Below are 24360 nucleotides of genomic sequence, written 5' to 3'. Positions count from 1 at the left end.
GTGGTGGCTCATGGATTAAACTTGCCATGCAGCTCCGTCGCCGGGCGCAACGCTCGGGCATAGCAGAACAGAAACAGATTGCGCACCACCTCCTTCAGCACCCCCGGTTCACTTGAACTCAAGCCATTCACGTCCAGGTCGCCCTGGTCCTGCAGCTCGTTCAGCGCTTCTTCTTCCAGCACCGCACAGACTTCACCGGTTTCCCGGTGCAGGATTCGCAGGTAAGGGTGTGGGCGGTCCAGCCAGGCATCTATCAAATAAGTCATGGGGGTTCTCCTTGATGGGTTTCAATGAGAATAATTCTTATTCGTAGAATAGCAAGTGCCTATTGGCGATTTGTGTTTTTTTCTGGGTGGGGGTGCTTTCGATCAAACAACAGGGCGAAACGCCATCCCGCGACGGGCGCGGGATGGAGGCAAGGTTCAGACTTTGCGCACGAACTCGGATTTGAGCTTCATCGGGCCGATACCGTCGATCTTGCAATCGATATCGTGGTCGCCATCGCACAGGCGGATGTTCTTGACCTTGGTGCCTACCTTGACGACCAGGGAGGTGCCCTTGACCTTGAGGTCCTTGATCACGGTGATGGTGTCGCCATCCTGCAGGACATTGCCCACAGAGTCTTTCTTGACGGTTTCGTCGCTGGCCGCTTCGGCCTCGCCGTTGGCGGACCATTCATGGGCGCATTCCGGGCAGACCAGCTGAGTGCCGTCTTCGTAGGTGAATTCGGAAGTGCATTTCGGGCAGGGTGGCAACGTGCTCACTAAAGCTCCTTGGGAGTCAGGATGGCTAAAAAGTCGCACATTATATAGGGTTTATTGCCTATTTGGGGGCGGCGCCGTAAAACCCTGTAGTGAGCGGGCTCGCCCCGCGCTGGGTGGCGAAGCCGCCCCAAACCAGGCGACCGGGTTTTATCTGGAGCTTGGCGGTGTCTTTATTAGGGCCGCAGCCCAGCGCGGGACAAGCCCGCTCACTACAAAGATGAGCTCCCACATTAATCAGCGCAGAATCAGTGCGTACGCGCTACCGCAAACTCACTCAGTTCAGCCAGGGCATCCCGGTATTCGCTGGCCGGAAGGGCGTCCAGGCATTTGATCGCACGGGCTACATAATCGCGCGCCAGTTGCGCCGTGTACTCCAGCGACCCCGACGCTTCGACGGCGGCGCGGATGGCCTCCAGGTCTTCGATTCCGCCTTTCTGGATCGCCTTGCGCACCAGGGCGGCCTGTTCCGGCGTGCCTTCGCGCATGGTGTAGATCAGCGGCAAGGTCGGCTTGCCTTCGGCCAGGTCGTCACCGACGTTCTTGCCCAGGGTTTCGGCGTCGCCACGGTAGTCGAGCAGGTCGTCCACCAGTTGGAACGCCACGCCCAGGTGATCGCCAAAGGTGCGCAGGGCTTCGGCCTGTTCGGCCGTTGCGCCACACAGCGCCGCAGCGCTGTGTGTGGAGGCTTCGAAGAGCATCGCGGTTTTGCCGCGAATCACTTCCATGTAGGTTTCTTCGGTGGTGCTGGCGTCGCGCACCTTTGACAGCTGCAACACTTCGCCTTCGGCGATGATGCGTGTGGCCTGCGAGAGGATCTTCATCACCGGCATCGAGCCGAGTTCAACCATCATTTCGAACGAGCGCGAGTACAGGAAGTCGCCCACCAGCACGCTGGGCGCGTTGCCCCACATGGCATTGGCGGTCTCGCGGCCACGGCGCATGCCGGACATGTCGACCACGTCGTCATGCAGCAGGGTGGCGGTGTGCAGGAATTCGATAGTCGCCGCCAGCAGGCGCAGGTCATCGCCTTCGCGACCCAGGGCCTTGCCGCACAGCAACACTAATAAAGGACGCAGGCGTTTACCGCCCGCCGAGGTAATATAGTCGCCAATCTTGGAGACCAGCGGCACTTTAGAAGTCAGTTGCTTCTTGATGATGCCGTCGACGGCGCTAAAATCGTCCGCGACCGCGCGGTAGAAAGCTTGGGGTTGCATCAGCGACAGTCGCTCCAGAAGGGTTGCGCGGCATGCTAGGACCCAGGGTCCGCAGTGTCAAGGCGCGATAGACGGCCACTTGCAACGCGCCAACGCCTTGCGTACAATCGCGCACCCTGAACTTCCTGGGCAGCACCTGCCTTACGCAATTGCATTCGGGACGTCCATCCCATGCAGCCATGCCAGCCAATACCTCTTCTTATAAAGCGCTGGGTGAGCAGGATTATCGGAGAAATACCATGTCGTACGCAGTAATTGTTACTGGTGGCAAGCAATACAAGGTCGCCCCAGGTGAATACCTGAAGATCGAAAAACTGGAAATCGCTACCGGCGAATCCGTTACTTTTGATCGCGTTCTGTTGGTCGCCAATGGCGATGACGTGAACATCGGCGCTCCAGTTGTCGCTGGCGCTACCGTTGTGGCTGAAGTGATTTCCCAAGGTCGTCACGATAAAATCCGCATCATCAAGTTCCGTCGTCGTAAGCACCACATGAAGCGTATGGGCCACCGCCAGTGGTACACCGAGATCAAAATCACCGGTATTCAGGCTTAATTTCAGCCTAATTCCTCACTAGGAGAATTGACTCATGGCACACAAAAAAGCTGGTGGTAGTACCCGTAACGGTCGCGACTCAGAAGCCAAACGCCTTGGCGTTAAGATGTATGGCGGCCAGAAAATCATTCCGGGCAACATCATCGTGCGTCAGCGCGGCACCCAATTCCACGCCGGTTACGGTGTAGGCATGGGTAAAGATCACACCCTCTTCGCGAAAATCGAAGGCGTGATCAAGTTCGAAGTAAAAGGCGCGTTCAACCGCCGTTACGTGAGCGTTGTCGCAGCCTAACTGCGAGATCGCTGGAAAAGCCCTGTCTCGCGACGGGGCTTTTTCGTTTGTGGGGTGAGTCTCTTGCAAAGCTGTTTGTGATGGGCTCCGGGGCTGGGTTTGCGGTCGCTGATTGAGGTCGCTACGCTCATTTTTGCAAGAGTCTTATGTCTTGGTTTTTTAAGCTCGTCCATGCGGCGAGAGGCGTTTTGTTATGAAGTTCGTTGATGAAGTTTCCATCCGAGTAAAAGCAGGCGACGGCGGTAACGGTTGCATGAGTTTCCGTCGCGAAAAATTCATTGAAAACGGTGGCCCCAACGGCGGTGACGGCGGTGACGGTGGTTCCATCTACCTGATGGCCGACGAAAACCTCAACACCCTGGTCGACTACCGTTACACCCGGCACTTCGATGCCGAGCGTGGCTCCAACGGCGGCAGCACCGACTGTACCGGTAAAAAAGGCGAAGACATGGTGCTGCGCGTACCGGTCGGCACCACGATTATCGACTCCGCTACCCAGGAAGTGATCGGCGACCTGACCAAGGCCGGCCAGAAGCTGATGGTGGTGCAGGGCGGCTGGCACGGTCTGGGTAACACCCGATTCAAGTCCAGTACCAACCGTGCGCCACGCCAGACGACCCCCGGCAAGCCCGGCGAGCAGCGTGACCTCAAGCTGGAAATGAAAGTACTCGCCGACGTAGGCCTTCTGGGCCTGCCGAACGCCGGTAAAAGTACCTTCATCCGCTCGGTGTCGGCGGCCAAGCCGAAAGTCGCCGACTACCCGTTCACCACACTGGTGCCAAACCTGGGTGTGGTCAGCGTCGACCGTTGGAAGAGCTTCGTGATCGCCGACATTCCCGGCCTGATCGAAGGGGCTTCCGATGGCGCCGGCCTGGGGATTCGCTTCCTCAAGCACTTGTCGCGTACCCGTTTGCTGTTGCACCTCGTCGACATGGCGCCGCTGGATGACACCAGCGCTGCGGACGCCGCCGAAGTGATCGTCAGCGAACTGACCAAATTCAGCCCGGCCCTGGCCGAGCGTGATCGCTGGCTGGTGCTGAACAAGTGCGACCAGATCCTCGAAGAAGAGCACGAGGAGCGCGTCAAGGAAATCGTCGACCGCCTGGAGTGGGAAGGTCCGGTCTACGTGATCTCGGCCATCGCCAAAGAAGGCACCGAGCGCCTGACCCGCGACATCATGCGCTACCTCGAAGACCGTGCCGACCGCCTGGCGGCCGACCCGGTATTCAAGGCCGAGCTGGCCGAGCTCGACCAGCAGATCGAAGACGAAGCCCGTGCGCAGCTGCAGGCCCTGGACGATCAGCGTGCCCTGCGCCGCAGCGGCGTGAAGTCGGTCCATGACATCGGCGACGATGAGTGGGACGAAGAAGACGTGGATGATGAAGACGGTCCGGAAATCATTTACGTGCGCGACTGATTCGTTGCGATAAACTTGAACGCCGCTCCTTTGGAGCGGCGTTTTGGTATCCGGGTATAACGTTATGGGCCGCGCTGGGTCGCGCAGCCCTCAATCTAAGGTTGAAGATGATGCGGAGCAAAGTGACAGGTGCGCAGCGCTGGGTCGTGAAGATCGGAAGTGCGCTGCTGACGGCCGATGGCAAGGGGCTCGATCGCGCAGCCATGAGCGTCTGGGTCGAGCAGATGGTGGCCTTGCATGAGGCCGGTGTGGAGTTGGTGCTGGTCTCGTCCGGGGCTGTTGCCGCCGGCATGAGCCGCCTCGGCTGGACCGCGCGACCCAGCGCAATGCACGAACTGCAAGCCGCTGCCGCCATCGGCCAGATGGGCCTGGTGCAAGCCTGGGAATCCAGCTTTGCCGAGCATGGCCGCCACACGGCGCAGATCCTGCTGACCCACGACGACCTGTCCGACCGCAAGCGCTACCTCAACGCCCGCAGCACTCTGCGTGCGCTGGTGGAGCTCAAGGTCATCCCGGTGATCAACGAAAACGATACCGTGGTCACCGATGAAATCCGCTTCGGCGACAACGACACCCTGGCCGCCCTGGTGGCCAACCTGGTGGAAGCCGACCTGCTGGTGATCCTCACTGACCGCGACGGCATGTTTGACGCCGATCCGCGCAACAACCCGGATGCCCAGTTGATCTACGAAGCCCGCGCCGATGACCCGGCACTGGATGCCGTGGCCGGCAGCGTCGGCGGTGCCTTGGGCCGTGGCGGCATGCAGACCAAACTGCGCGCCGCGCGCCTGGCTGCACGTTCCGGTGCCCATACCATCATTGTAGGCGGGCGTATTGAGCGCGTGCTGGACCGTCTCAAGGCCGGCGAGCGCATCGGCACCCTGTTGTCGCCGGAACGCGGCATGCTCGCGGCGCGCAAGCAATGGCTGGCCGGTCACCTGCAAACCCGCGGCACCCTGGTGCTTGACGAAGGCGCGGTATCGGCCCTGTCCGAGGGCAACAAGAGCCTGCTGCCGGTGGGCGTCAAGTTGGTGCAGGGCAGTTTCCGCCGTGGCGAGATGGTGGTGTGCGTTGCGCCGGACGGTCGCGAGATCGCCCGTGGCCTGGCCAACTACAGTGCCCTTGAAGCGCAGAAAATCATTGGGCAATCGTCTGATGCGATTGTCGCACTATTGGGTTACATGGCCGAGCCGGAACTGGTTCACCGCGACAACCTGATCCTGGTTTAACCAAAGGAAGACACGATGCGTTTAATGAAGGGATTGCTCGGCCTGCTGTTGGTCATGCCGCTGCTGGCCTCGGCCGAAGAAATCGGCCAGGTCTCAACGGTGTTCAAGTTTGTCGGCCCCAACGACCGAATCGTCGTTGAAGCCTTTGATGACCCCAAGGTCGACGGCGTGACCTGCTACCTGTCGCGCGCCAAGACCGGTGGCGTCAAAGGCGGCCTGGGGCTGGCCGAAGACCGCGCCGAAGCCTCGATTGCCTGCCGCCAGGTCGGGCCGATCCGCTTCAAGGGCGAGCTCAAGGATGGCGACGAAGTGTTCAAGGAGCGCACGTCCCTGGTGTTCAAGACCATGCAGGTGGTGCGCTTCCTCGACAAGAAGCGCAATACCTTGGTGTATTTGGTGTACAGCGACCGCCTGATCGAAGGCAGCCCGCAGAACGCCGTGACGGCGATTCCGATTTTGCCCTGGCCGACCGCTCAGTAACCTGCAGGCGAGTTTTGCAATCGGCGTCTATGATTGCAGGCTTGCGGGTTGTAATCTCGAAACGCCGCAATGCGAAGAACATGGATATCTGGAGTTCGTCATGAGTGCTTTCCACGACCTGAAACTCAAAGCTTTGGACGGACAAGAGCTGCCGCTGGCGCCGTTCAAGGGCCAAGTGGTGCTGGTGGTCAACGTGGCTTCCAAATGTGGCTTGACCCCGCAATACGCGGCGTTGGAAAACCTCTACCAGCAATACAAGGGCCAGGGGTTTACCGTGCTAGGCCTGCCTTGCAATCAATTTGCAGGCCAGGAGCCGGGTACCGAGCAAGAGATCCAGGCATTCTGCAGCCTCAATTACGGGGTGACTTTCCCCCTGGGCAGCAAGCTTGAGGTCAACGGCCCTGACCGTCACCAACTGTACCGCTTGCTGGCAGGCGAGGGCGCCGAGTTTCCAGGGGATATCACCTGGAACTTCGAGAAATTCCTGCTGGGCAAAGATGGCCGGGTCCTGGCGCGCTTTTCGCCGCGCACCCCACCGGAAGATCCCTCGATCGTCCAGGCCATCGAAAAAGCCCTGAGCTGAATCGCTATCCCCGCGACGACGGGCTGCCCAGCAGCCCGAATGCCTCAACGCTTTTACCGCTTAATCACCCAGATCAATAGTGCTACCAGGCGCTCCCCACCCTGCATATTATCCGCATCATAAACCCCGTTCCCCGTGGAGTGCTCCCATGCCTGTCCAAGCCTTGTTCAAACCTTTCCAGCTGGGCGCATTGCAACTGTCGACCCGCGTCGTCATGGCCCCGATGACCCGTTCGTTCTCTCCAGGCGGCGTGCCGAATGCCCAGGTCATCGAGTACTACCGCCGCCGTGCCGCCGCCGGCGTGGGCCTGATCATCACCGAAGGCACCGTGGTCGGCCATCAAGCCTCCAACGGCTACCCCAACGTTCCGCACTTTTACGGTGAGGCCGCGCTGGCCGGCTGGAAGAAAGTGGTCGACGCGGTACACGCCGAAGGCGGCAAGATCGTCCCGCAGTTGTGGCACGTGGGCAGCGTTCGCCGTCTTGGCACCGAGCCTGATGCCAGCGTACCGGCCTACGGCCCGATGGAAAAACTCAAGGAAGGCAATGTGGTGGTCCACGGCATGACCGCCCAGGACATCAAGGACGTGATCAACGCCTTCGCCCAAGCCGCCAAGGACGCCCAGCGCATCGGCATGGACGGTGTGGAGATCCACGGCGCCCACGGCTATCTGGTCGACCAGTTCTTCTGGGAAGGCAGCAACCAGCGTACCGACGAATACGGCGGCAGCCTGGCCAATCGCTCGCGCTTCGCCATCGAGTTGATCCAGGCCACCCGCGCCGCTGTTGGCCCGGACTTCCCGATCATCTTTCGCTTTTCGCAGTGGAAACAACAGGACTACACCGCGCGCCTGGTGCAAACCCCCGAAGCACTGGGGGAATTTCTCCAGCCGTTGTCTGACGCCGGTGTGGACATTTTCCACTGTTCCACCCGTCGTTTCTGGGAGCCGGAATTCGAAGGCTCCGACCTCAACCTGGCCGGCTGGACCCGCCAGCTCACCGGCAAGCCGACCATTACCGTCGGCAGCGTTGGCCTGGATGGCGAGTTCCTGCAGTTCATGGTCAACACCGACAAGGTCGCGCAGCCGGCGAGCCTGGAGAAACTGCTGGAGCGCCTGAACAACGACGAGTTCGACCTGGTCGCCGTAGGCCGCGCGCTGCTGGTGGATCCGGATTGGGCGGTGAAGGTGCGCGAAGGCCGCGAGGGCGACATTCTGCCATTCAGTCGTGAGGCGTTGACGACCCTGGTGTGAGTGGCTGGACTCCCTGTGCGCGCACAGGGAGTTTTGCTGCACGGGTGATTAATACTGCGGTCTCTTACTCAGCTCGTTGCGGTGATCAATTTTGTTCGGATCTTTTTGATGCCCAGCCTGGCCGTAGACGGGCGGTTCTGCTCGAGACTGATCCAACCACTGTTGCTGACGCGTCCATTCTGCAGTTGGCATGTTGACTCCGTTTCGTACACCCATTCCATAAATTGGCATGATCGATCTCTCCATTGATTCAAAGGCCCTGCTTAACGCAGCAGGTACCAATGATTGGTAAGCGGGCGCTGCTCGTTCCCAACTTAAATATCAAGTAAATCATCCCATGCGCAGCCAAACGATGGTGTGCCCCGTGGGCTTTCTATTTTGCGTAAGGCAGCGAGGGCATCACAGTGTGCTCGCCGCATACACCTCGTAATTGGTTCTCGAACTGCTCGATAATCGCCGGCCAGCCCTGTCGACTCGCGTGCTGGCGCGCATTCAGGCGCATGCGACGCAGGCTTTCGGCGTCCTCCAGCAGCCAATTGGCAGCCTCGCAAAACGCGTTCTCGTCTCCCGGCATTGCCAATACCCCGTTGTAGCCGTGGCGAATATGCTGGGTTGCCGCCGCCTGGTCATAGGCCACCACGCCCAACCCCGATGCCATCGCTTCCAGGACCACGTTGCCGAACGTTTCGGTCAGGCTGGGGAACAGGAACACATCACCTGAGGCGTAGTGCCGCGCCAGTTCTTCACCACGCAAGGCACCGCAGAAGATCGCCTCCGGCAGGTCCTTTTCCATCATCGCTCGCTGGGGCCCATCGCCGACGATGATCAGTTTCATCTGGCGCTGCGGGTAGGTGGCCTGCAACGTCTCGAAGCACCGCTTGAGCAACCCAAGGTTCTTCTCGTGCGCCAGCCTGCCCACATAAAGGACGGCGGTTTGTCCGCTGTTCAAGGCCCAACTTTCGCGCAGCGCGTTATCGCGTTTCGCAGGATGGAACAGCTGGCTGTCCACGCCGCGCGACAACATCCCCAAGCGTTCGAAATGCCTGCGCTCCAGTTCCAGGCGCTGGCTGGCGCTGGGCACCAGGGTCAGGCTCGAGCGGTTATGAAACCAGCGCAGGTAATGGGTGACCATGCGGCTGAGCAAGCTCAAGCCGTACTGGTTCGAGTACTGCTGGAAATTGGTGTGGAAACCGCTGACGACGCTGATCCCCAAACGTCTCGCCGCACGCAATGCCGACAGCCCCAGCGGCCCCTCGGTGGCGATATACAGCACGTCCGGGCGTTGGCGCGTCCAGCGTCGCAGCAACTTGTGCATCGACGACTGGCCCCATTGCAGGCCTGGGTAACCCGGCAACGGCCAGCCTCGGCACAGCAGCAATGCGTCGTCGCTGGGACGGCTCTGGTCGGCGCCCTGGCGCGGTCTCACCAGCTCGACTTGATGGCCACGTGCGCGCAAGCCCTCGCACAGGCGGCCGAGGGTATTGGCCACCCCGTTGATCTCTGGCGGGAAGGTTTCGGTGATGAGGGTGATGTGGAGCGAAGCTGTCGTCATGACCCACAGTGTCGTCGTGGGCCATGTCGTCATTGTGTCACTGGCATGATGGATTTATGACTGGGTCACTTTCGGCTGCTGCGCCATCGCCTCGGCGCCCTGCTCGCGCACCCAGAACAACGTCGCGCCCGCCACCGCCGCCGGCATCATCAGCAGGTTGACCACCGGCACCAGCAACACCAGGTAGACAGTCCCGCCGAAGCTCATGCTCTGCCAGCGTTTCTGGCGCAGCCAGGCGAGCATTTCGTTCCAGCCCAGTTTGTGGTTGTCTGCCGGGTAGTCGATGTACTGGATCGCCATCATCCACACGCCGAACAACAGCCATAGCGGCGCGGCAATCAGGTTGACCACGGGAATGAATGACAGGATAAACAGGCCGATGGCCCGCGGCAGGAAGTAGCCCAGCTTGCGCATTTCCCGCGCCAGGGTGCGTGGCACCATGGCGATCAGCTCGCCCCAACTGAAGGCCGGGAAGTCGTCGGTGCCGCGCACCACCACTTCGACTTTCTCCGAGAGAAAGCCATTGAACGGCGCAGCGATGATGTTGGCCAGCATGGTGAAGGTGAAAAACACCATCAATACCACCAGCACCACAAACAGCGGCCAGATCAGGTAATTCAGAAAGCTCAGCCAGCTCGGCAGCGTCGGCATCAGGTGGTCGACCCACAGGCTGAACTGATGACCGGCGAAGTAGATCAAGCCGACGAACAGCACCAGGTTGATCGCCAGCGGTAGCAGCACAAACAGGCGCAAGCCAGGGCTCAACACCAGTTTGAGGCCTTCACGCAGGTATTGCGGGCCGGAAAGAACAGGGGCGGGCATGGAGAACTCCGAGCAAAGGGACGAACGCGCCGACCTTACCGGCTTTGCCTCTTGGGCGAAAGCGGCGACATCAGCAGTAACAAACGTGTCGATCAACCGGGTCGACTGCATAGAGACCGCCTATGAGCTGGATTGTTATTGCGTATTTCCTTAATCTTGCCCCCCTCGATACGCTGCACCCATTATTTTCAGGGCCCGCGAGTTCAAGCCTTCCCCAAGTGCTTCGTGGTCCCTTTTTTATTCCAGCCGCCTTGTAGTCCGGGCGGTCGATAGGAGTGAGTCATGTCTGCTACCCGTCATTCGCGAGTGATTATTCTCGGTTCCGGCCCTGCCGGTTACAGCGCTGCCGTCTACGCTGCCCGAGCCAACCTCAAGCCGCTGCTGATCACCGGCATGCAGGCGGGCGGTCAGTTGACCACCACCACTGAAGTCGACAACTGGCCGGGCGACGTCCACGGCCTGACCGGCCCGGTGCTGATGGAGCGTATGAAAGAACACGCCGAGCGCTTTGAAACCGAAATCGTGTTTGATCACATCAACAAAGTCGACTTCTCGAAAAAGCCTTACAGCCTGACCGGCGACAGCGGCGTGTACACCTGTGACGCGCTGATCATCGCCACCGGCGCCAGCGCCCGTTACCTGGGCCTGCCATCGGAAGAAGCGTTCATGGGTAAAGGCGTTTCAGCCTGCGCGACCTGCGACGGTTTCTTCTACCGCAACAAACCGGTCGCCGTGGTCGGCGGCGGCAACACGGCTGTGGAAGAAGCGCTGTACCTGGCCAACATCGCCAGCACCGTGACCCTGGTTCACCGCCGCGAGACCTTCCGCGCCGAGAAGATCCTGATCGACAAGCTGCACGCCCGTGTCGCTGAAGGCAAGATCATCCTCAAGCTCAACGCCACCCTGGACGAAGTCCTGGGCGACAACATGGGCGTGACCGGTGCGCGCCTGAAAAACAATGACGGCAGCTTCGACGAGCTGACAGTCGACGGCGTGTTCATCGCCATCGGCCACACCCCGAACACCTCGCTGTTCGAAGGCGTGCTGGAAGCCAAAGACGGTTACCTGGTGGTGCAGGGCGGCCGTGAAGGCAACGCCACTGCGACCAACATCGAAGGTATCTTCGCCGCTGGTGACGTGGCCGATCACGTATACCGCCAGGCCATCACCTCGGCCGGCGCCGGTTGCATGGCGGCACTGGATGCCGAGCGTTACCTCGACGGGCTGCAGAACGCTACGTTCTGAACCTGTTGAACCAAAAAAACCGGCTGCGAGGCCGGTTTTTTTATGCGCGGGATTTAAACAGCGCCGCAATCTTGAAGTGCTAACCCCATCACTGTGGGAGCTGGCTTGCCTGCGATGGCGGTGTATCAGTCACACCGTCATCGCGGGCAAGCCCGGCTCCCACACTGACCGGGTTTTCAAATTGAATCAGCGGCGGGTCAGGGGTGGCGCAGTAAATTTCACACCCGCCAAACCATGAGCAATCAACGCCCGGATATTCCCATGGTCACTGCCCTCAGGCGTGGCCACCACCGAACGGTAATGCTCACCGAACGCCAGCAGCGCTTGCTGGTCGCTCAACCCTTCCAGCAGTGCCAACCCCAGGGTCTTGCACGAACCTTCATTCTGCCCGGCAGCGTTTTCAACATCGCCGTTGGTGAAGGCTTGCGGCTGGTAGTCGTAGCCGGCGGCAACAAAGGCCAGGGTATCGGCAAAAACATGTTCGCCGCTGTCGAGGCTGGCGCGCAGGGTGTTCAAATCAGTCATGGGTTTTTCCTTTGGCGAACGCCGCCTGCTGGTCGGCGCTGGCTTCTTTCTGGTACTGGGCTTTCCACTCGGCGTAGGGCATGCCGTACACCACTTCGCGTGCGTCATCGAGGCTCAGCTCGATCTGGCGCTCATCGGCTTCGGCCTTGTACCACTTGGACAAGCAGTTGCGGCAGAAGCCCGAGAGGTTCATCAGGTCAATGTTCTGCACATCCTTGCGGCTGTCCAGATGGGCTACCAGCCGGCGGAAGGCGGCGGCTTCGAGTTCGAGGCGTTGTTGATCGTTCATAAGGCTCACTGCAGGTTCAGGGTTAGCGGCTGGCCGCCAGGGTAATCGACACCGATTCGGCAAAGCGCAGCGCATGGGGCTTGTCCACTTCGACCTCGGCGTACAGCACCGAGTCGTTGCCCATCACCAGGTCCAGCAGTTCCTGGGTCAGGCGCTCCAGCAGGGCAAAGCGGTTGCCTTCGACATGGGCGATGATCGCCTTGGTGATGGTGCGGTAGTTCAGCGCGTGGTCGATGTCGTTGTCGCGCACGGCTTCCTGGGCGGCATACAGGATGGTCAGGTTGATCAGCACATCCTGCTTGTTGAGGATTTCATCCTCGTTGATGCCGATATAGGTGCGCAGGCACAGGTCCTTGACCCGGATGCGTGCCATGCCTGGTTGAAGTTGTGGCATTGCTACTTGCTCCGTCCGATCAGTTGCAGGAACTCCATGCGCGTGGTGGTCGACCCGCGGAACGCGCCGAGCATCACGGAGGTGTTCATGGTTGAATTCTGTTTTTCTACGCCGCGCATCATCATGCACATGTGCCTGGCTTCGATCACCACGGCCACGCCGGCGGCCTGGGTCACGTCCTGGATGGCGTCGGCGATTTGCCGCGTGAGGTTTTCCTGGATCTGCAGGCGCCGGGCGAACATGTCGACGATGCGCGCCAGTTTCGACAGGCCCAGTACCTTGCCGGTCGGAATATAGGCCACATGGGCCTTGCCGATAAAGGGCAGCAGGTGGTGCTCGCACAGCGAGTAGAGCTCGATGTCCTTGAGGATCACCATCTCGTCATTGTCGGAGGCGAACAGCGCGCCGTTGACGATCTCTTCCAGGTTCTGCCCGTAGCCATGACACAGGTACTGCATGGCCTTGGCGGCGCGCTGGGGGGTGTCGAGCAGGCCTTCGCGCTCCGGGTCTTCACCCAGGCCCTTGAGGATCTCGCGGTAGTGTTGCGGCAGGGACAAAGTCATACAACATCCTCAAAAACGGCTTACTTGATATGCCGCCCGCCGTTGACGGTCAGGGTGGTACCGGTGACGTAGGGGTTGTCCAGCAGGTAACGCAGGCTCTGGTAGATCACCTCGGGGCCGGGCTCGATGCCCAGGGCCGACTTGGCGAGCACCTTGGCGCGGTAGGCGTCGTCATCGCCGTCGTTGAACATCACCATCGCCGGGGCGATGCCGTTGACCTTGATCAGTGGCGCGAACTGCGCGGCAAACGACAGCGTAAGGCTGTCGAGCCCGGCCTTGGTGGCGCAGTACGCGATGTGCTGACGGCTGCCCTTGCGCACGACGTCGTCGCTGATGTGCACGATGTCAGCCGGTGTCGAGCGTTGCAGCAAGGGTGAACAATGCAGGTTGATGAGGTACGGCGCAAGCATGTGCACGCTGAACATGTCGATGAAGGCGCGGCTTTCGTCGCCAGGCATTTCAGCGACCCAGGCCGATGCGTTGTGGATGATCGCGCGCAAGCGTTGGGTATGGGTGTTCAGTTCAGCGATGAACGCCAGGATTCCGGCTTCATCGGAGAAATCCGCATGGACGCCTATCGCGCCACGCTCGCGCAGCGCCTGCACGCCGGGCCGTTCGCTGCGGTAGCTGAAAATCACCGAGTGGCCTTCGTCCAGCAGGCGCTGGGCGCAATGCAGGCCGACACGCTGGCCGGCACCGGTGATCAGGATCGGGGCGTTCGTTGCAGTCATGGGAGGCTCGAGTCGCTGGCAGAGTGAAACTATACCAGCGAGCGTCGCACCTGTGCTCAAGCGGCGGCTTCACGCACCTTGCGCGCAGGGGTTGGGTGCAGCCAGTTCGCCAACAGGTGGGTGGACAACGGGATAAACAGGTAAACCATCAAGGGCGTGAGCGCCAGAGTGCTGACCAGCACACGGGGCAGCAACTCCAGTTCATTGAGCAACGGGCCCAGCACAAAGTTGAACAGCAGTGACACCGGAAAGAACGCCAGCCAGATCGCCACAGCCTGCTTCCAGCGTGGCGGCCGTGCGCCTGCCGCGCCGAACCAGCCATCGATGCCCCGTACACGGTGCTCGGACGGGTCGGCAAACAACTCGCTGCCACGGCCCAGCCAGGCACTGCGGGACGCGGAAAACTCCCAGGCATGCAGGGTTTTTTCATCGGCAAAGCGGAAAATAATCTGGAATTCATCATCATGGGGCGGTGGTGCAAGCACGCCCGAACCCAGGTAACCGGGAAAGTCGGTGGCCAATTGCTCGCCTTCACGCAGCCAGGCCATCAGTTCTTCGTAGCGACCCTTGGCCACGCGGCGCGCAACCATCAGGGTGACGGGAGAGGTAGACATTGTGTATCTCCAGATAGGCGGGTGCGCTGGGCCGGGTAGGCGGCGCACAAACGAAGCTGCGGGATGCTGCAGCTTTGTTGAAATGACAGGCAAGGATTATTCCTGTTTCAGCGAAATACGCCAGATACTTTGGTCGGTCCGCCGTGCATCTTGAATCGACCTGTCGAATAAGCGTTAAATGGGATCCACATCGACTCGGATGTTTTTGACCCCTGATGCCCGACATTATTGCTCCCCAGCGCGAAACCTCTCCAGTGAGTGCCCCCGGTTCCGGTGATCTTTTCCCGATTCGTGAAGTCGCTCGGCTGACCGGCGTCAACCCGGTGACCTTGCGTGCCTGGGAACGACGCTACGGCCTCATCCAGCCCACCCGCACCGAAAGCGGGCACCGGTTGTATTCGCGCACCGACATCGACACGGTGCACCGGATTCTCGATTGGATCGAACGTGGCGTGGCGGTGAGTAAAGTGGCCAGGATCCTGGCACGCGGCGAGCGGCTCGGCGAACCTGGTGCAGCTTCCGAGGCTGCGCTTGCGTGGCGCCAGTGGCAACGCCAACTGCGCATGGCAATCAGCGCATTCGATGACCGCCAGTTGGATCTGCTGTACGGCCAGGTCTGTTGCGCTTACCCGTTGCCCATCGTGTTTCAAGACATCCTCATGCCGCTCTGGCAGCAATTGTTGCGTCACCAGGGGCGTTTCGGCCAAGCCAGCGAATGGCTGTTCTTGGACAGCTTCCTGCGCTCGCGCACCGCGCAACGCCTCCAGGCGGCCGCCGCCGTACCGGGGCCGCGCGTGCTGGTGGCGGCCATTGCCGGGGAATGCCGCGAGCTGGAGTTGCTGGTCGCGGGTCTGTTGATGGCTGCGCAAGACCTTGCGGTAAAACTACTGGGCATCGGCCAGCCGTTCGATGAGTTGACACTGATTTGTGAGAAGACCCAGCCGCAAGCCCTGGTGCTGTTTTCCAATCGTGCCCCCGGCAGTGATCTGCCACAGCGGCTCAAGCGCCTGGCGATGACATTGAATTGCCCGTTGTTGCTGGCCGGCGATGCCGCGGACCTGGCGCAGGAAAACCTGGCGGGCTCGTCAATCGGGTGCCTGGGTAATGAAGGGCAACTGATGCAACGCCGCTTGCAGCTATTCCTGAGCGGTAGCCTCGACACCTGATATCAGGCATGCACTTCAGGATGAACCAGGCGGTGCTGGTGCAGGATGAACTGGCGCAGACGCTCGGTTTCATCGGCGTTGCTTTGGCTCAGTCGGTAGGCGAACTGCCCGCGCGCGGTTTCCCGTTCGAACGTTCCGCGCAACGCTATGCGTTCATAGCCCGAGGGGCTGAACCACAGCGAAAAGGTCTTTGGCGGTTTGATCCGGCCACGAATCTCTATCAGCACACCCTTGAACGACACTTCATGCGCCCACAACGCGCCTGGGGTGCCCTTGATATTCTCCAAGGCCACCGGCGTTTCCAGCACCAGGCGCCACGGCCGGATCATCGGCCCATCCTCGAAGATGCTCGGCACGCCCAGGCGCAGGTGCACCGCGTGAAACTCGTCCTCCACCAATTGCAGCGGAAAAGTGAGTTGCTGATTGTCGAACTGGGCCTGGAGGGTGACATGGTCATGAGCGGCCAGGCGCGTGAGCAAGTCGCGGATCTGCGCGCCACCGTTGACCGTCAGGCTCGATGACGCGTCCCGCACGTTGAGTTGCGGGTTGTGCTGCATGTTCTGGATGAACTCCAGCTCATCCTGGGTCAGAAGCGCGTCGCGTTGCATCGCTTTTGCTCAATAGGTGGGGTGCTAAAATGCCATTATCCCCTCTACTGACTCCTTTTTCTAAATTTTGTTAGATCCGCTCGTCGCTTTGAGCGACGCCAGCTCGGCTTTTACCAGTGTCAATTCAGCTTCCAGCTGGGTGACGCGCTGCTGGGCTTTGACTTGCAAGGTGACGTCCTTCTGTACGCCGACGAAATAGGTCTGCCTGTCGGCCTCGTTATAAACCGTTGAAACTGACAGTTCATTCCAGAAGTGGCTGCCATCCTTGCGGTAATTGCGCAGGATTTCGCGGCAGGCGGCGCCACTTTCCAGGGCCTCCCGAAGCGCCATCAGGGCTGGCTGATCGCGGTCGCCCGACTGCAGGAAGCGGCAATCCTGATAGAGGATTTCATCCAGCGTGTAGCCAGTCATGCGTTCGAATGCCGGGTTGACGTAGATCAGCGGCTTGTCCGGGCCTTCCCGTTCGGCGACGACGATGCCGTCGTTAGAGGCGTTGATCACCAATTGCATCAGCTTGGCATTAATCATTGAGCGGTCCATGGCTTGTTGTGGAGTATGGAGTTTATGGCAACGCCTGAATGTTGCACGGGGCGCACCGAAAAATTTGCGTCAGCTGCTAATATCCCAGGCTTTCGCTCAATTACAGGATCAGATTGATGAAAGTCGCCATCCTTTCCGGCTCGGTCTACGGCACCGCTGAAGAAGTGGCCCGCCACGCCGCCGGTATCCTCAATGCCGCCGGTTTCGAGGCCTGGCACAACCCGCGCGCCAACCTGGCGGATGTGCAGGCGTTTGCACCGGACGCCTTCCTGGCGGTGACGTCCACCACCGGCATGGGCGAGCTGCCCGACAACCTGCAGCCGTTGTATTCGAGCATCCGCGACCAACTGCCCGCCGCCTGGCGCGGTCTGCCCGGTGCGGTGATCGGCCTGGGTGACGCCAGCTATGGCGATACTTTTTGCGCCGGCGGCGAGCAACTGCGCGAGCTGTTTGGCGAACTGGGCGTGCGCGAAGTGCTGCCGATGCTGCGCCTGGACGCCAGCGAAAGCGTCACCCCGGAAGCGGACGCCGAACCGTGGCTGGCCGAATTGGTAATTGCGCTGCGCGGTTGACTGCAAACGCCCGTTCCGTGGCTTTCTTGGCGGCACTTCTCTGGCGTCACTTGTGCGGATCTGGACTATTCTCAACGCTGACTCGCAGGGTCATCAAGCTGGCTGCCAAGGCAACTACGGCGGCGTTGAGGCCTGGCTAGACTGGCCCATCACTTAAAAAAACAATAAGAAAATGCGCCAAAGAGATCGTTACCGTGAGCCTAGCCCCCGTTCCGTCACCGCATCTCAAAGATCAGGTCAGCGCTGCCGAGTGGCAAACCCGCGTCGACCTGGCAGCCTGTTATCGCCTGGTGGCGATGCACGGTTGGGACGACCTGATCTTCACGCACATCTCGGCCAAGGTACCCGGCACCGATGATTTCCTGATCAACCCTTATGGGCTGATGTTCCATGAGATTACCGCGTCGAGCCTGGTCAAGGTCGACCAGGCAGGCAACAAGCTGATGGACAGCCCCTACGAGATCAACCCGGCGGGCTACACCATCCACAGCGCCATCCACGAGGTGCGTCACGACGTGACCTGCGTGTTGCATACCCACACCGCCGCCGGTGTCGCGGTGGCGGCGCAGAAGCAAGGCGTGTTGCCGATCAGCCAGCAATCGATATTCGTGTTGTCGAGCCTGGCCTATCACGCCTACGAAGGGGTGGCGTTGAACCCTGAAGAAAAGGTCCGGTTGCAGGCCGATCTTGGCGAAAAAAATTTCCTGATGTTGCATAACCACGGCCTGCTGACCTGCGGCAGCACCATCGCCGACACCTTCTTGATGATGTTTACCTTCCAGCGCGCCTGCGATATTCAGGTCCTGGCACAAAACGGCGGCGCTGAATTAATACCCATCGGGCCGCAGATACTCGCCGGTGCCAAGGCGATGGTCGCGGCGGTCACCCAGAGCGCGCAAGGCATGGGGGGCGCATTGGCCTGGCCGGCGTTGCTGCGCACGTTGGACAGTCGGGACCCAGGGTATAAAACCTGATGCCACTCGCCGAGATTCCGCTCAGTGTCTGGCGCAAACGCAGCCAGGCACTCGACTTCCAGGGCCGCACCATCCGTTATTGGGTGGCGGGGCAGGGTGAGCCGTTGCTGTTGATCCATGGTTTCCCCACCGCCAGTTGGGACTGGCATTACCTGTGGCAACCCTTGGCCCAGCGCAACCTGGTGATTGCCTGCGACATGCTCGGTTTTGGCGACTCGGCCAAGCCGTTGGACCATGGCTACTGCCTGCTGGAACAAGCGGATCTGCAACAGGCGCTGCTGGCACATTTGCGCGTTGAGCAGCCGATACACGTGCTGGCCCACGACTACGGCGACAGCGTTGCCCAGGAATTGCTGGCTCGACACTACGAAGGCCGCTTTCACATGGCCAGTTGCGTGTTTCTCAACGGCGGGCTGTTTCCTGAAACCCATCGGCCGGCGCTGATGCAAAAACTCTTGCTCAGCCCCCTGGGATGGGTGATCGGCCGCGCCTTCGGACGCAATGCCTTGGCCAACAGTTTCAACCAGATCTTTGGGCCTGATACCCGCCCCAGTGAAAGCGCCCTGGATGATTTCTGGAGCCTGATCGACTGTCACGGCGGTACGCGCATCCTGCACAAGCTCATCGGCTACCTTCCCCAGCGGCGGCGACTGCGTGAGCGTTGGGTCGCAGCGATGCAACAGGGTCAAGTGCCGTTGCGGGTGATCGACGGCGAGATCGACCCGATCTCTGGTGCCCATATGGTGGAGCGTTACCATCAATTGGTGCCCCACGCCGACACGGTGCTGCTGGCCAATATCGGTCACTACCCGCAGATCGAAGCGCCAGTGCAGGTGCTCAAGCATTACCTGGCGTTTCGTGAGCGGATTAGTTGCCCCGTGTCGCGGGCGGCCTATTCCTGAGAGCAAATCTCCAGCAGATGTAGAGATTTATGTGGGAGCTGGCTTGCCTGCGATGGCCCTAGCTATCTACACAATTTTTAAAGGCTAAAAAACCTCCTGTAGTGAGCGGGCTTGCCCCGCGCTGGGCTGCGGCCCCAAACCAGACGAATTGGGTTTGCCTGAAACTGCGCGGTGTCTTTATTGGGGCGGCTTCGCCACCCAGCGCGGGCGGTGCGACGATTCGCCAAGCCCGCTCACTACAAAGATGTGTAGATACCCATGCTGCGATAGCATCACCGCGTTGTCACGGGCACACCGAGGCGATCCCATCGCGGGCAAGCCCGGCTCCCACACAAGCCAGCTCCCACAGTGAGCGCCATCATCCCCGTGCCTTATCGCGCACCATTCAGCCTCAACCGTGTCTGTTGTGACCCGCGCTCCCGTGCCTGACACTCGACCCATTCCCATTGTCGCCATTGGAGTTCGGTATGAGTGAGTCAGTGCAGTTCCAGGATAAGGTCGTGATCGTCACCGGGGCTGGCGGCGGATTGGGCCGGGCCCATGCGCTGCTGTTCGCCCGGCATGGCGCCAAAGTACTGGTCAACGATCTGGGCGGCTCTACCCAGGGCGAAGGCGCGAGTGCCTCGGCCGCCGATCGGGTCGTGGCGGAAATTCGCGAAGCCGGCGGCATTGCCGAGGCCAACCATGACTCTGTCACCGACGGTGACAAGATCGTACAGAACGCCCTCGACGCTTTCGGCCGTATCGACGTGGTGGTCAACAACGCCGGCATCCTGCGCGACAAGACCTTTCACAAGATGGACGACAGCGACTGGGACCTGGTTTACCGGGTGCATGTCGAAGGCGCCTACAAAGTCACCCGCGCCGCCTGGCCCCACCTGCGCGAGCAAAGCTACGGCCGGGTGATCTTTACCGCGTCCACCTCAGGCATCTACGGCAACTTCGGCCAGTCCAACTACGGCATGGCCAAGCTCGGCCTGTATGGGCTGACACGCACCCTGGCGCTGGAAGGCCGCAAGAACAACATTCTGGTCAACGCGATTGCCCCCACCGGCGCGACACGCATGACCGAAGGCCTGATCCCGCCGCACGTGTTCGAACGCCTCAAGCCGGAGCTGGTCAGCCCGTTGGTGGTGTACCTGGGCAGCGAGGCGTGCCAGGAAACCTCAGGCCTGTTTGAAGTCGGCGGCGGCTGGATCGGCAAGACTCGCTGGGAGCGCAGCCTGGGCGTGGGCTTTGACCCCGAAGCCGGGTTCTCTCCCGAGGATGTGGCGGCGCATTGGCAGCAAATCTGCGATTTTGAAGGGGCCGCCCACCCCAGGGACAACATCGAGGCTTTGAAGGAGATGATGGCCAATTTGCAGAAATACAGCCTGTGATCATTGCTTGAAAAAGCTTGAATCCTACGGGGCGCTGATGGCGCCCCGTTTTATTCCAGGCATAAAAAAGGCCGCTGCACAGGCAGCGGCCGAAGTAAGACGTTGGATCAAGGAGCGACAAATCAACGTCAGTGAACACCGGTAACGGGTTGAAAAAAATCATCAATCCATTCAAATCTGGCTTTTCTTCCAGCGAGGGAAGCGGGCCGTTGGCCCTGAAAGCCCGCTAAGCATAATTGCTTGTAACAAGATGAGTAATGCCGGTTCATGACAAGGACTGTTACGCAAATTGCAACAGTGCCAGCGCGTGCCATCCATTCTCCTGATATTCCGTGATCCATGCGGCGCATGCCCGCGCCCAGACCCAGGCCAGAGCGCCCGCTAATCCTTTCGAGCGACAACACAAATCCCTCCTTGGTGCGCTTATCGCTCCTCTCGGGCGGCAGTAGGGTGGGGCCTTCTGTCACTCACCGGGGAAGACGCATGACAAAAACAACAATGCGCGCCATCTTCAAGCCACAGGCGCTGGCCGCTGCGGTTGCATTGGGTTGCTGTGCCCAGGCACAGGCTGTTTCATTCAACATTGGCGAGATCGAAGGGCAATTCGATTCCTCGCTGTCGGTCGGTTCGAGTTGGGGCATGCGCGATGCCGACAAGAAACTGGTGAGTACCGTCAATGGCGGTACCGGCCAAGCGTCCACCGGTGATGACGGGCGCTTGAATTTCAAGAAGGGCGAGACCTTCTCCAAGATCTTCAAGGGGCTGCATGACCTTGAATTGAAATACGGCGACACCGGCGTGTTTGTACGCGGCAAGTACTGGTACGACTTTGAACTCAAGGACGAAGACCGAGAGTTCAAGCCAATCAGCGACCACAACCGCAAGGAAGGCGCCAAATCCAGCGGTGCGCAGATCCTCGACGCCTTCGTGTATCACAACTACTCGCTGGGCGACCTGCCGGGCACCGTGCGCGCGGGCAAGCAGGTGGTGAGCTGGGGCGAAAGTACCTTCATCGGCAACTCCATCAACAGCATCAACCCCATCGACGTCTCGGCGTTTCGCCGCCCGGGTGCCGAAATCAAGGAAGGCCTGATCCCGGTGAACATGCTGTTCGCCTCCCAAGGCCTGACCAACCAACTGACCGTCGAGGGTTTCTACCAGCTGGAGTGGGACCAGACGGTGCTGGATAATTGCGGCACTTTTTTTGGCAGCGATGTGGCGGCGGATGGCTGCACCAATAACTACACGGTGGGTAACCCTGCGATCGCGCCGCTGCAACCAGTGGCCGCTGCGTTTGGCCAAGGGTTTGGCGTGGTCAACGAAGGGGTGATCGTGCGCCGCGCCGGCGACCGTGATGCCCGCGATTCAGGCCAGTTCGGCACGGCCTTGCGTTGGCTGGGGGACGACACGGAGTACGGCCTGTACTTCATGAACTACCACAGCCGTACGCCCATCGTGGGCACCATCACCAACACGACCAGCCTGGCTACGCTCGGCGCGATCTCCGGCACCGCCAACGCCATCGCGCCGGGCTCCGGTGCCGGCCTGCTCCAAAGCCTGATGCTCGGTCGCGGCCAGTACTACCTCGACTATCCGGAAGATATTCGTCTGTTCGGCGCCAGTTTTTCCACCACCCTGCCCACTGGGACAGCATGGACCGGGGAAATCAGCTACCGTCCGAATGCGCCGGTGCAATTGAACACTACCGACCTGACCCTGGCCCTGATCAATCCCGTCGCCGGCCAACTCGCCTCACCCATCCGCAGCAACTTCGGTTCCGACAATAAAGGCTACCGCCGTAAGGAAATCACCCAGATCCAAAGCAGCATGACCCAGTTCTTCGACCAGGTCCTGGGCGCCGAGCGCCTGACCCTGGTGGGCGAAGCGGCCATCGTGCACGTCGGCGGACTGGAAGATAAATCCAAGCTGCGCTACGGCCGCGACTCGGTGTATGGCGCCTATGGTTTCCAGGGCGATACCGACGGTTTTGTCACCTCCACCTCCTGGGGCTACCGCGCGCGGGCGATCCTGGACTACAACAACGTGATCGCCGGGATCAACCTCAAGCCCAACCTGTCCTGGTCCCACGACGTCGCCGGCTACGGCCCCAACGGCCTGTTCAACAAAGGCGCCAAGGCCATCAGCGCAGGTGTCGACGCGGACTACCGCAACACCTACACCGCCAGCCTCAGCTACACCGACTTTTTCGGCGGTGACTACAACACCCTGACCGACCGTGACTTCCTCGCCCTCAGCTTCGGCGTGAACTTCTGATTTGGCTTAAAGAAGGACAAGACTCTATGCGTAAGATATTTGCGGTAATGGCCCTCAGCCTGTTGGCAGCCAACGTAATGGCCGCTGTGTCGCCGGATGAGGCGGCCAAGCTGGGCACCACTTTGACCCCGGTGGGCGCCGAAAAAGCCGGTAACGCCGATGGCTCGATCCCGGCCTGGACCGGCGGCATCCCGAAAAACGCCGGCGCGGTGGACAGCAAAGGCTTTCTCGCCGACCCGTTTGCCAGTGAAAAGCCGCTGTTCGTGATCACCGCGGCCACGGTCGACAAATACAAGGACAAACTCTCCGACGGCCAGGTCGCGATGTTCAAGCGCTACCCCGAGACCTACAAGATCCCGGTCTACCCGACCCACCGCACGGTCAACCTGCCGCCGGACATCTACGAGTCGATCAAGCGCAGCGCGCTGAACGTCAAGGCGATCAACGACGGCAACGGCCTGGAAAACTTCACCGGCAACCGCTACTACGCCTTCCCGATTCCGAAGAATGGCGTGGAGGTGCTGTGGAACCACATCACCCGCTACCACGGGGGCAACCTGCGCCGCATCATCACCCAAGCCACGCCTCAGACCAACGGCAGCTACACGCCGATCCGTTTCGAGGAAGAAGTGGCGGTGCCCCAGCTGATCCCGGACATGGACCCGGCCAAGGGCGCCAACGTGCTGACCTTCTTCAAGCAGTCAGTGACCGCGCCGGCGCGCCTGGCGGGCAACGTGCTGCTGGTGCATGAAACCCTCGACCAGGTGAAGGAGCCGCGCCTGGCGTGGATCTACAACGCCGGCCAGCGTCGCGTACGTCGTGCACCGCAAGTGGCCTATGACGGGCCGGGCACCGCGTCCGATGGCCTGCGCACGTCCGACAACTTCGACATGTTCTCCGGCGCCCCGGACCGCTACGACTGGAAGCTGGTGGGCAAGAAGGAAATCTACATCCCCTACAACAGCTACAAGCTCGACCAGCCGACGCTCAAGTATGACGACATCATCAAGGCCGGCCACATCAACCAGGACCTGACCCGCTATGAGCTGCACCGCGTGTGGGAAGTGGTGGGCACCGTCAAGCCGAGCGAGCGGCATATCTACGCCAAGCGCCACATGTACATCGACGAAGACAGCTGGCAGGTGGCCCTGGTGGATCACTACGATGGCCGTGGCCAGTTGTGGCGGGTTGCCGAAGGTCATGCGCAGTTCTACTACAACCACCAGACCCCGGCCTACACCGTGGAAACCCTGTACGACATCATTGCCGGCCGTTACCTCGCGTTGGGCATGAAGAACGAAGAGAAGAGCAGCTTTGTGTTCGGCTTCAATGCCCGGGCGGCGGACTACACCCCGGCGGCATTGAGGGCCTCCGGCGTTCGCTGATTCTCACCTGAAATACCATCCAACTGTGGGAGCTGGCTTG

Annotated in this window: 28 protein-coding genes; 15 read left to right on the top strand and 13 right to left on the bottom strand. The window is 60.6% G+C overall.

All coding sequences use genetic code 11. The annotated features are described in order from the left end of the window. Positions 1-8: 8 nt before the first annotated feature. The 3 genes from KVG91_RS08335 to KVG91_RS08325 form a co-directional block, all read right to left on the bottom strand. Positions 9-266, bottom strand: coding sequence for a PA4570 family protein (locus tag KVG91_RS08335; RefSeq protein WP_169374543.1), 258 nt, complete (start codon positions 264-266; stop codon positions 9-11). A 156-nt stretch (positions 267-422) separates the two neighbouring features. After that, complete coding sequence (locus KVG91_RS08330) at positions 423-764, bottom strand: zinc ribbon domain-containing protein YjdM (protein WP_169374544.1); 342 nt, start codon at positions 762-764, stop codon at positions 423-425. A 245-nt stretch (positions 765-1009) separates the two neighbouring features. Next, positions 1010-1978, bottom strand: coding sequence for a polyprenyl synthetase family protein (locus tag KVG91_RS08325; RefSeq protein WP_169374545.1), 969 nt, complete (start codon positions 1976-1978; stop codon positions 1010-1012). A gap of 239 nt (positions 1979-2217) precedes the next feature. On the opposite strand from KVG91_RS08325, the gene rplU reads away from it, so the two are divergent. The 7 genes from rplU (at position 2218) to KVG91_RS08290 (ending at position 7785) form a co-directional block, all read left to right on the top strand. Beyond that, positions 2218-2532: a 50S ribosomal protein L21 gene (gene rplU, locus KVG91_RS08320; RefSeq protein ID WP_003230856.1), complete on the top strand. Its 315-nt coding sequence runs from the start codon at positions 2218-2220 to the stop codon at positions 2530-2532. 34 nt (positions 2533-2566) lie between these two features. Continuing rightward, positions 2567-2824: a 50S ribosomal protein L27 gene (gene rpmA, locus KVG91_RS08315; RefSeq protein WP_003176049.1), complete on the top strand. Its 258-nt coding sequence runs from the start codon at positions 2567-2569 to the stop codon at positions 2822-2824. Between the two features lie 193 nt (positions 2825-3017). Beyond that, a complete protein-coding gene (gene cgtA / locus KVG91_RS08310) occupies positions 3018-4241 on the top strand; it encodes an Obg family GTPase CgtA (RefSeq protein WP_076949950.1) in 1224 nt (407 codons plus the stop codon). Between the two features lie 110 nt (positions 4242-4351). Beyond that, positions 4352-5470, top strand: coding sequence for a glutamate 5-kinase (gene proB / locus KVG91_RS08305; RefSeq protein WP_169374562.1), 1119 nt, complete (start codon positions 4352-4354; stop codon positions 5468-5470). Positions 5471-5485: 15 nt separating this feature from the next. Then, positions 5486-5950 (top strand): CreA family protein, encoded by a 465-nt coding sequence (locus KVG91_RS08300; protein ID WP_169374546.1) that lies wholly within the window; start codon positions 5486-5488, stop codon positions 5948-5950. A 100-nt stretch (positions 5951-6050) separates the two neighbouring features. Further along, positions 6051-6533 (top strand): glutathione peroxidase, encoded by a 483-nt coding sequence (locus KVG91_RS08295; RefSeq protein WP_169374547.1) that lies wholly within the window; start codon positions 6051-6053, stop codon positions 6531-6533. A gap of 148 nt (positions 6534-6681) precedes the next feature. Continuing rightward, positions 6682-7785: an NADH:flavin oxidoreductase gene (locus KVG91_RS08290; RefSeq protein ID WP_169374548.1), complete on the top strand. Its 1104-nt coding sequence runs from the start codon at positions 6682-6684 to the stop codon at positions 7783-7785. Positions 7786-8158: 373 nt separating this feature from the next. Here the strand turns inward: KVG91_RS08290 and KVG91_RS08285 are convergent, their stop codons facing one another. Both KVG91_RS08285 and cysZ read right to left on the bottom strand, forming a co-directional pair. Then, entirely contained in the window at positions 8159-9337 is a 1179-nt protein-coding gene (locus KVG91_RS08285) for a glycosyltransferase family 4 protein (protein WP_169374549.1), read from the bottom strand. A gap of 54 nt (positions 9338-9391) precedes the next feature. Beyond that, positions 9392-10159, bottom strand: coding sequence for a sulfate transporter CysZ (cysZ, locus tag KVG91_RS08280; RefSeq protein WP_169374550.1), 768 nt, complete (start codon positions 10157-10159; stop codon positions 9392-9394). Positions 10160-10441: 282 nt separating this feature from the next. Between cysZ and trxB the strand changes: the two genes are divergently transcribed. Further along, on the top strand, positions 10442-11404 hold the full coding sequence (gene trxB, locus KVG91_RS08275; RefSeq protein WP_169374551.1) for a thioredoxin-disulfide reductase: 963 nt from the start codon (positions 10442-10444) through the stop codon (positions 11402-11404). Positions 11405-11590: 186 nt separating this feature from the next. Here trxB and KVG91_RS08270 read toward each other — a convergent pair whose 3' ends face one another. From KVG91_RS08270 to KVG91_RS08245, 6 genes are read right to left on the bottom strand one after another with little or no spacing between them, the layout of a single operon-like run. Continuing rightward, positions 11591-11929 (bottom strand): HopJ type III effector protein, encoded by a 339-nt coding sequence (locus KVG91_RS08270; protein WP_076949942.1) that lies wholly within the window; start codon positions 11927-11929, stop codon positions 11591-11593. Beyond that, positions 11922-12218: a DUF1244 domain-containing protein gene (locus KVG91_RS08265; RefSeq protein WP_010206472.1), complete on the bottom strand. Its 297-nt coding sequence runs from the start codon at positions 12216-12218 to the stop codon at positions 11922-11924. The genes KVG91_RS08270 and KVG91_RS08265 overlap by 8 nt, the downstream gene beginning before the upstream one ends. A gap of 22 nt (positions 12219-12240) precedes the next feature. Continuing rightward, entirely contained in the window at positions 12241-12612 is a 372-nt protein-coding gene (folX, locus tag KVG91_RS08260) for a dihydroneopterin triphosphate 2'-epimerase (protein ID WP_169374552.1), read from the bottom strand. 2 nt (positions 12613-12614) lie between these two features. Beyond that, positions 12615-13175: a GTP cyclohydrolase I FolE gene (gene folE, locus KVG91_RS08255; protein WP_169374553.1), complete on the bottom strand. Its 561-nt coding sequence runs from the start codon at positions 13173-13175 to the stop codon at positions 12615-12617. Positions 13176-13195: 20 nt separating this feature from the next. Then, entirely contained in the window at positions 13196-13906 is a 711-nt protein-coding gene (gene folM / locus KVG91_RS08250; RefSeq protein WP_169374554.1) for a dihydromonapterin reductase, read from the bottom strand. Positions 13907-13962: 56 nt separating this feature from the next. Continuing rightward, the gene (locus KVG91_RS08245) at positions 13963-14520 is read right to left on the bottom strand and encodes an antibiotic biosynthesis monooxygenase (protein ID WP_169374555.1); all 558 of its coding nucleotides are present in this window, start codon (positions 14518-14520) and stop codon (positions 13963-13965) included. A gap of 215 nt (positions 14521-14735) precedes the next feature. Between KVG91_RS08245 and KVG91_RS08240 the strand changes: the two genes are divergently transcribed. Continuing rightward, positions 14736-15686, top strand: a complete 951-nt coding sequence (locus KVG91_RS08240; RefSeq protein ID WP_169374556.1) for a MerR family transcriptional regulator — start codon at positions 14736-14738, stop codon at positions 15684-15686. A 2-nt stretch (positions 15687-15688) separates the two neighbouring features. On the opposite strand, the gene KVG91_RS08235 is transcribed toward KVG91_RS08240, so the two are convergent. Both KVG91_RS08235 and KVG91_RS08230 read right to left on the bottom strand, forming a co-directional pair. Beyond that, entirely contained in the window at positions 15689-16294 is a 606-nt protein-coding gene (locus KVG91_RS08235; RefSeq protein ID WP_169374557.1) for a hypothetical protein, read from the bottom strand. 60 nt (positions 16295-16354) lie between these two features. Then, entirely contained in the window at positions 16355-16822 is a 468-nt protein-coding gene (locus KVG91_RS08230) for a PAS domain-containing protein (protein WP_169374558.1), read from the bottom strand. 128 nt (positions 16823-16950) lie between these two features. Between KVG91_RS08230 and KVG91_RS08225 the strand changes: the two genes are divergently transcribed. The 6 genes from KVG91_RS08225 to KVG91_RS08200 all read left to right on the top strand — a co-directional run bounded on the left by KVG91_RS08225 (position 16951) and on the right by KVG91_RS08200 (position 24320). Then, positions 16951-17406 carry a flavodoxin gene (locus tag KVG91_RS08225; RefSeq protein ID WP_169374559.1) on the top strand — a complete coding sequence of 152 codons (456 nt, stop codon included), beginning with the start codon at positions 16951-16953 and terminating at the stop codon, positions 17404-17406. Positions 17407-17600: 194 nt separating this feature from the next. Then, positions 17601-18380 carry a class II aldolase/adducin family protein gene (locus KVG91_RS08220; protein WP_169374560.1) on the top strand — a complete coding sequence of 260 codons (780 nt, stop codon included), beginning with the start codon at positions 17601-17603 and terminating at the stop codon, positions 18378-18380. Continuing rightward, positions 18380-19282, top strand: coding sequence for an alpha/beta fold hydrolase (locus tag KVG91_RS08215; protein ID WP_169374561.1), 903 nt, complete (start codon positions 18380-18382; stop codon positions 19280-19282). Before KVG91_RS08220 ends, KVG91_RS08215 begins: the two co-directional genes overlap by 1 nt. Positions 19283-19749: 467 nt before the next feature. Continuing rightward, entirely contained in the window at positions 19750-20661 is a 912-nt protein-coding gene (locus KVG91_RS08210) for an SDR family oxidoreductase (protein WP_169376130.1), read from the top strand. A gap of 483 nt (positions 20662-21144) precedes the next feature. Further along, complete coding sequence (locus KVG91_RS08205) at positions 21145-22935, top strand: DUF1302 domain-containing protein (protein WP_169376131.1); 1791 nt, start codon at positions 21145-21147, stop codon at positions 22933-22935. A 26-nt stretch (positions 22936-22961) separates the two neighbouring features. Further along, entirely contained in the window at positions 22962-24320 is a 1359-nt protein-coding gene (locus KVG91_RS08200) for a DUF1329 domain-containing protein (protein ID WP_169376132.1), read from the top strand. Positions 24321-24360: the final 40 nt, after the last annotated feature.

Source organism: Pseudomonas azadiae, from assembly GCF_019145355.1.
GTDB classification, from domain to species: domain Bacteria; phylum Pseudomonadota; class Gammaproteobacteria; order Pseudomonadales; family Pseudomonadaceae; genus Aquipseudomonas; species Aquipseudomonas azadiae.
The sequence above is the reverse complement of the archived record's forward strand: the minus strand, read 5'-3'. Positions and strand labels throughout refer to the sequence as shown.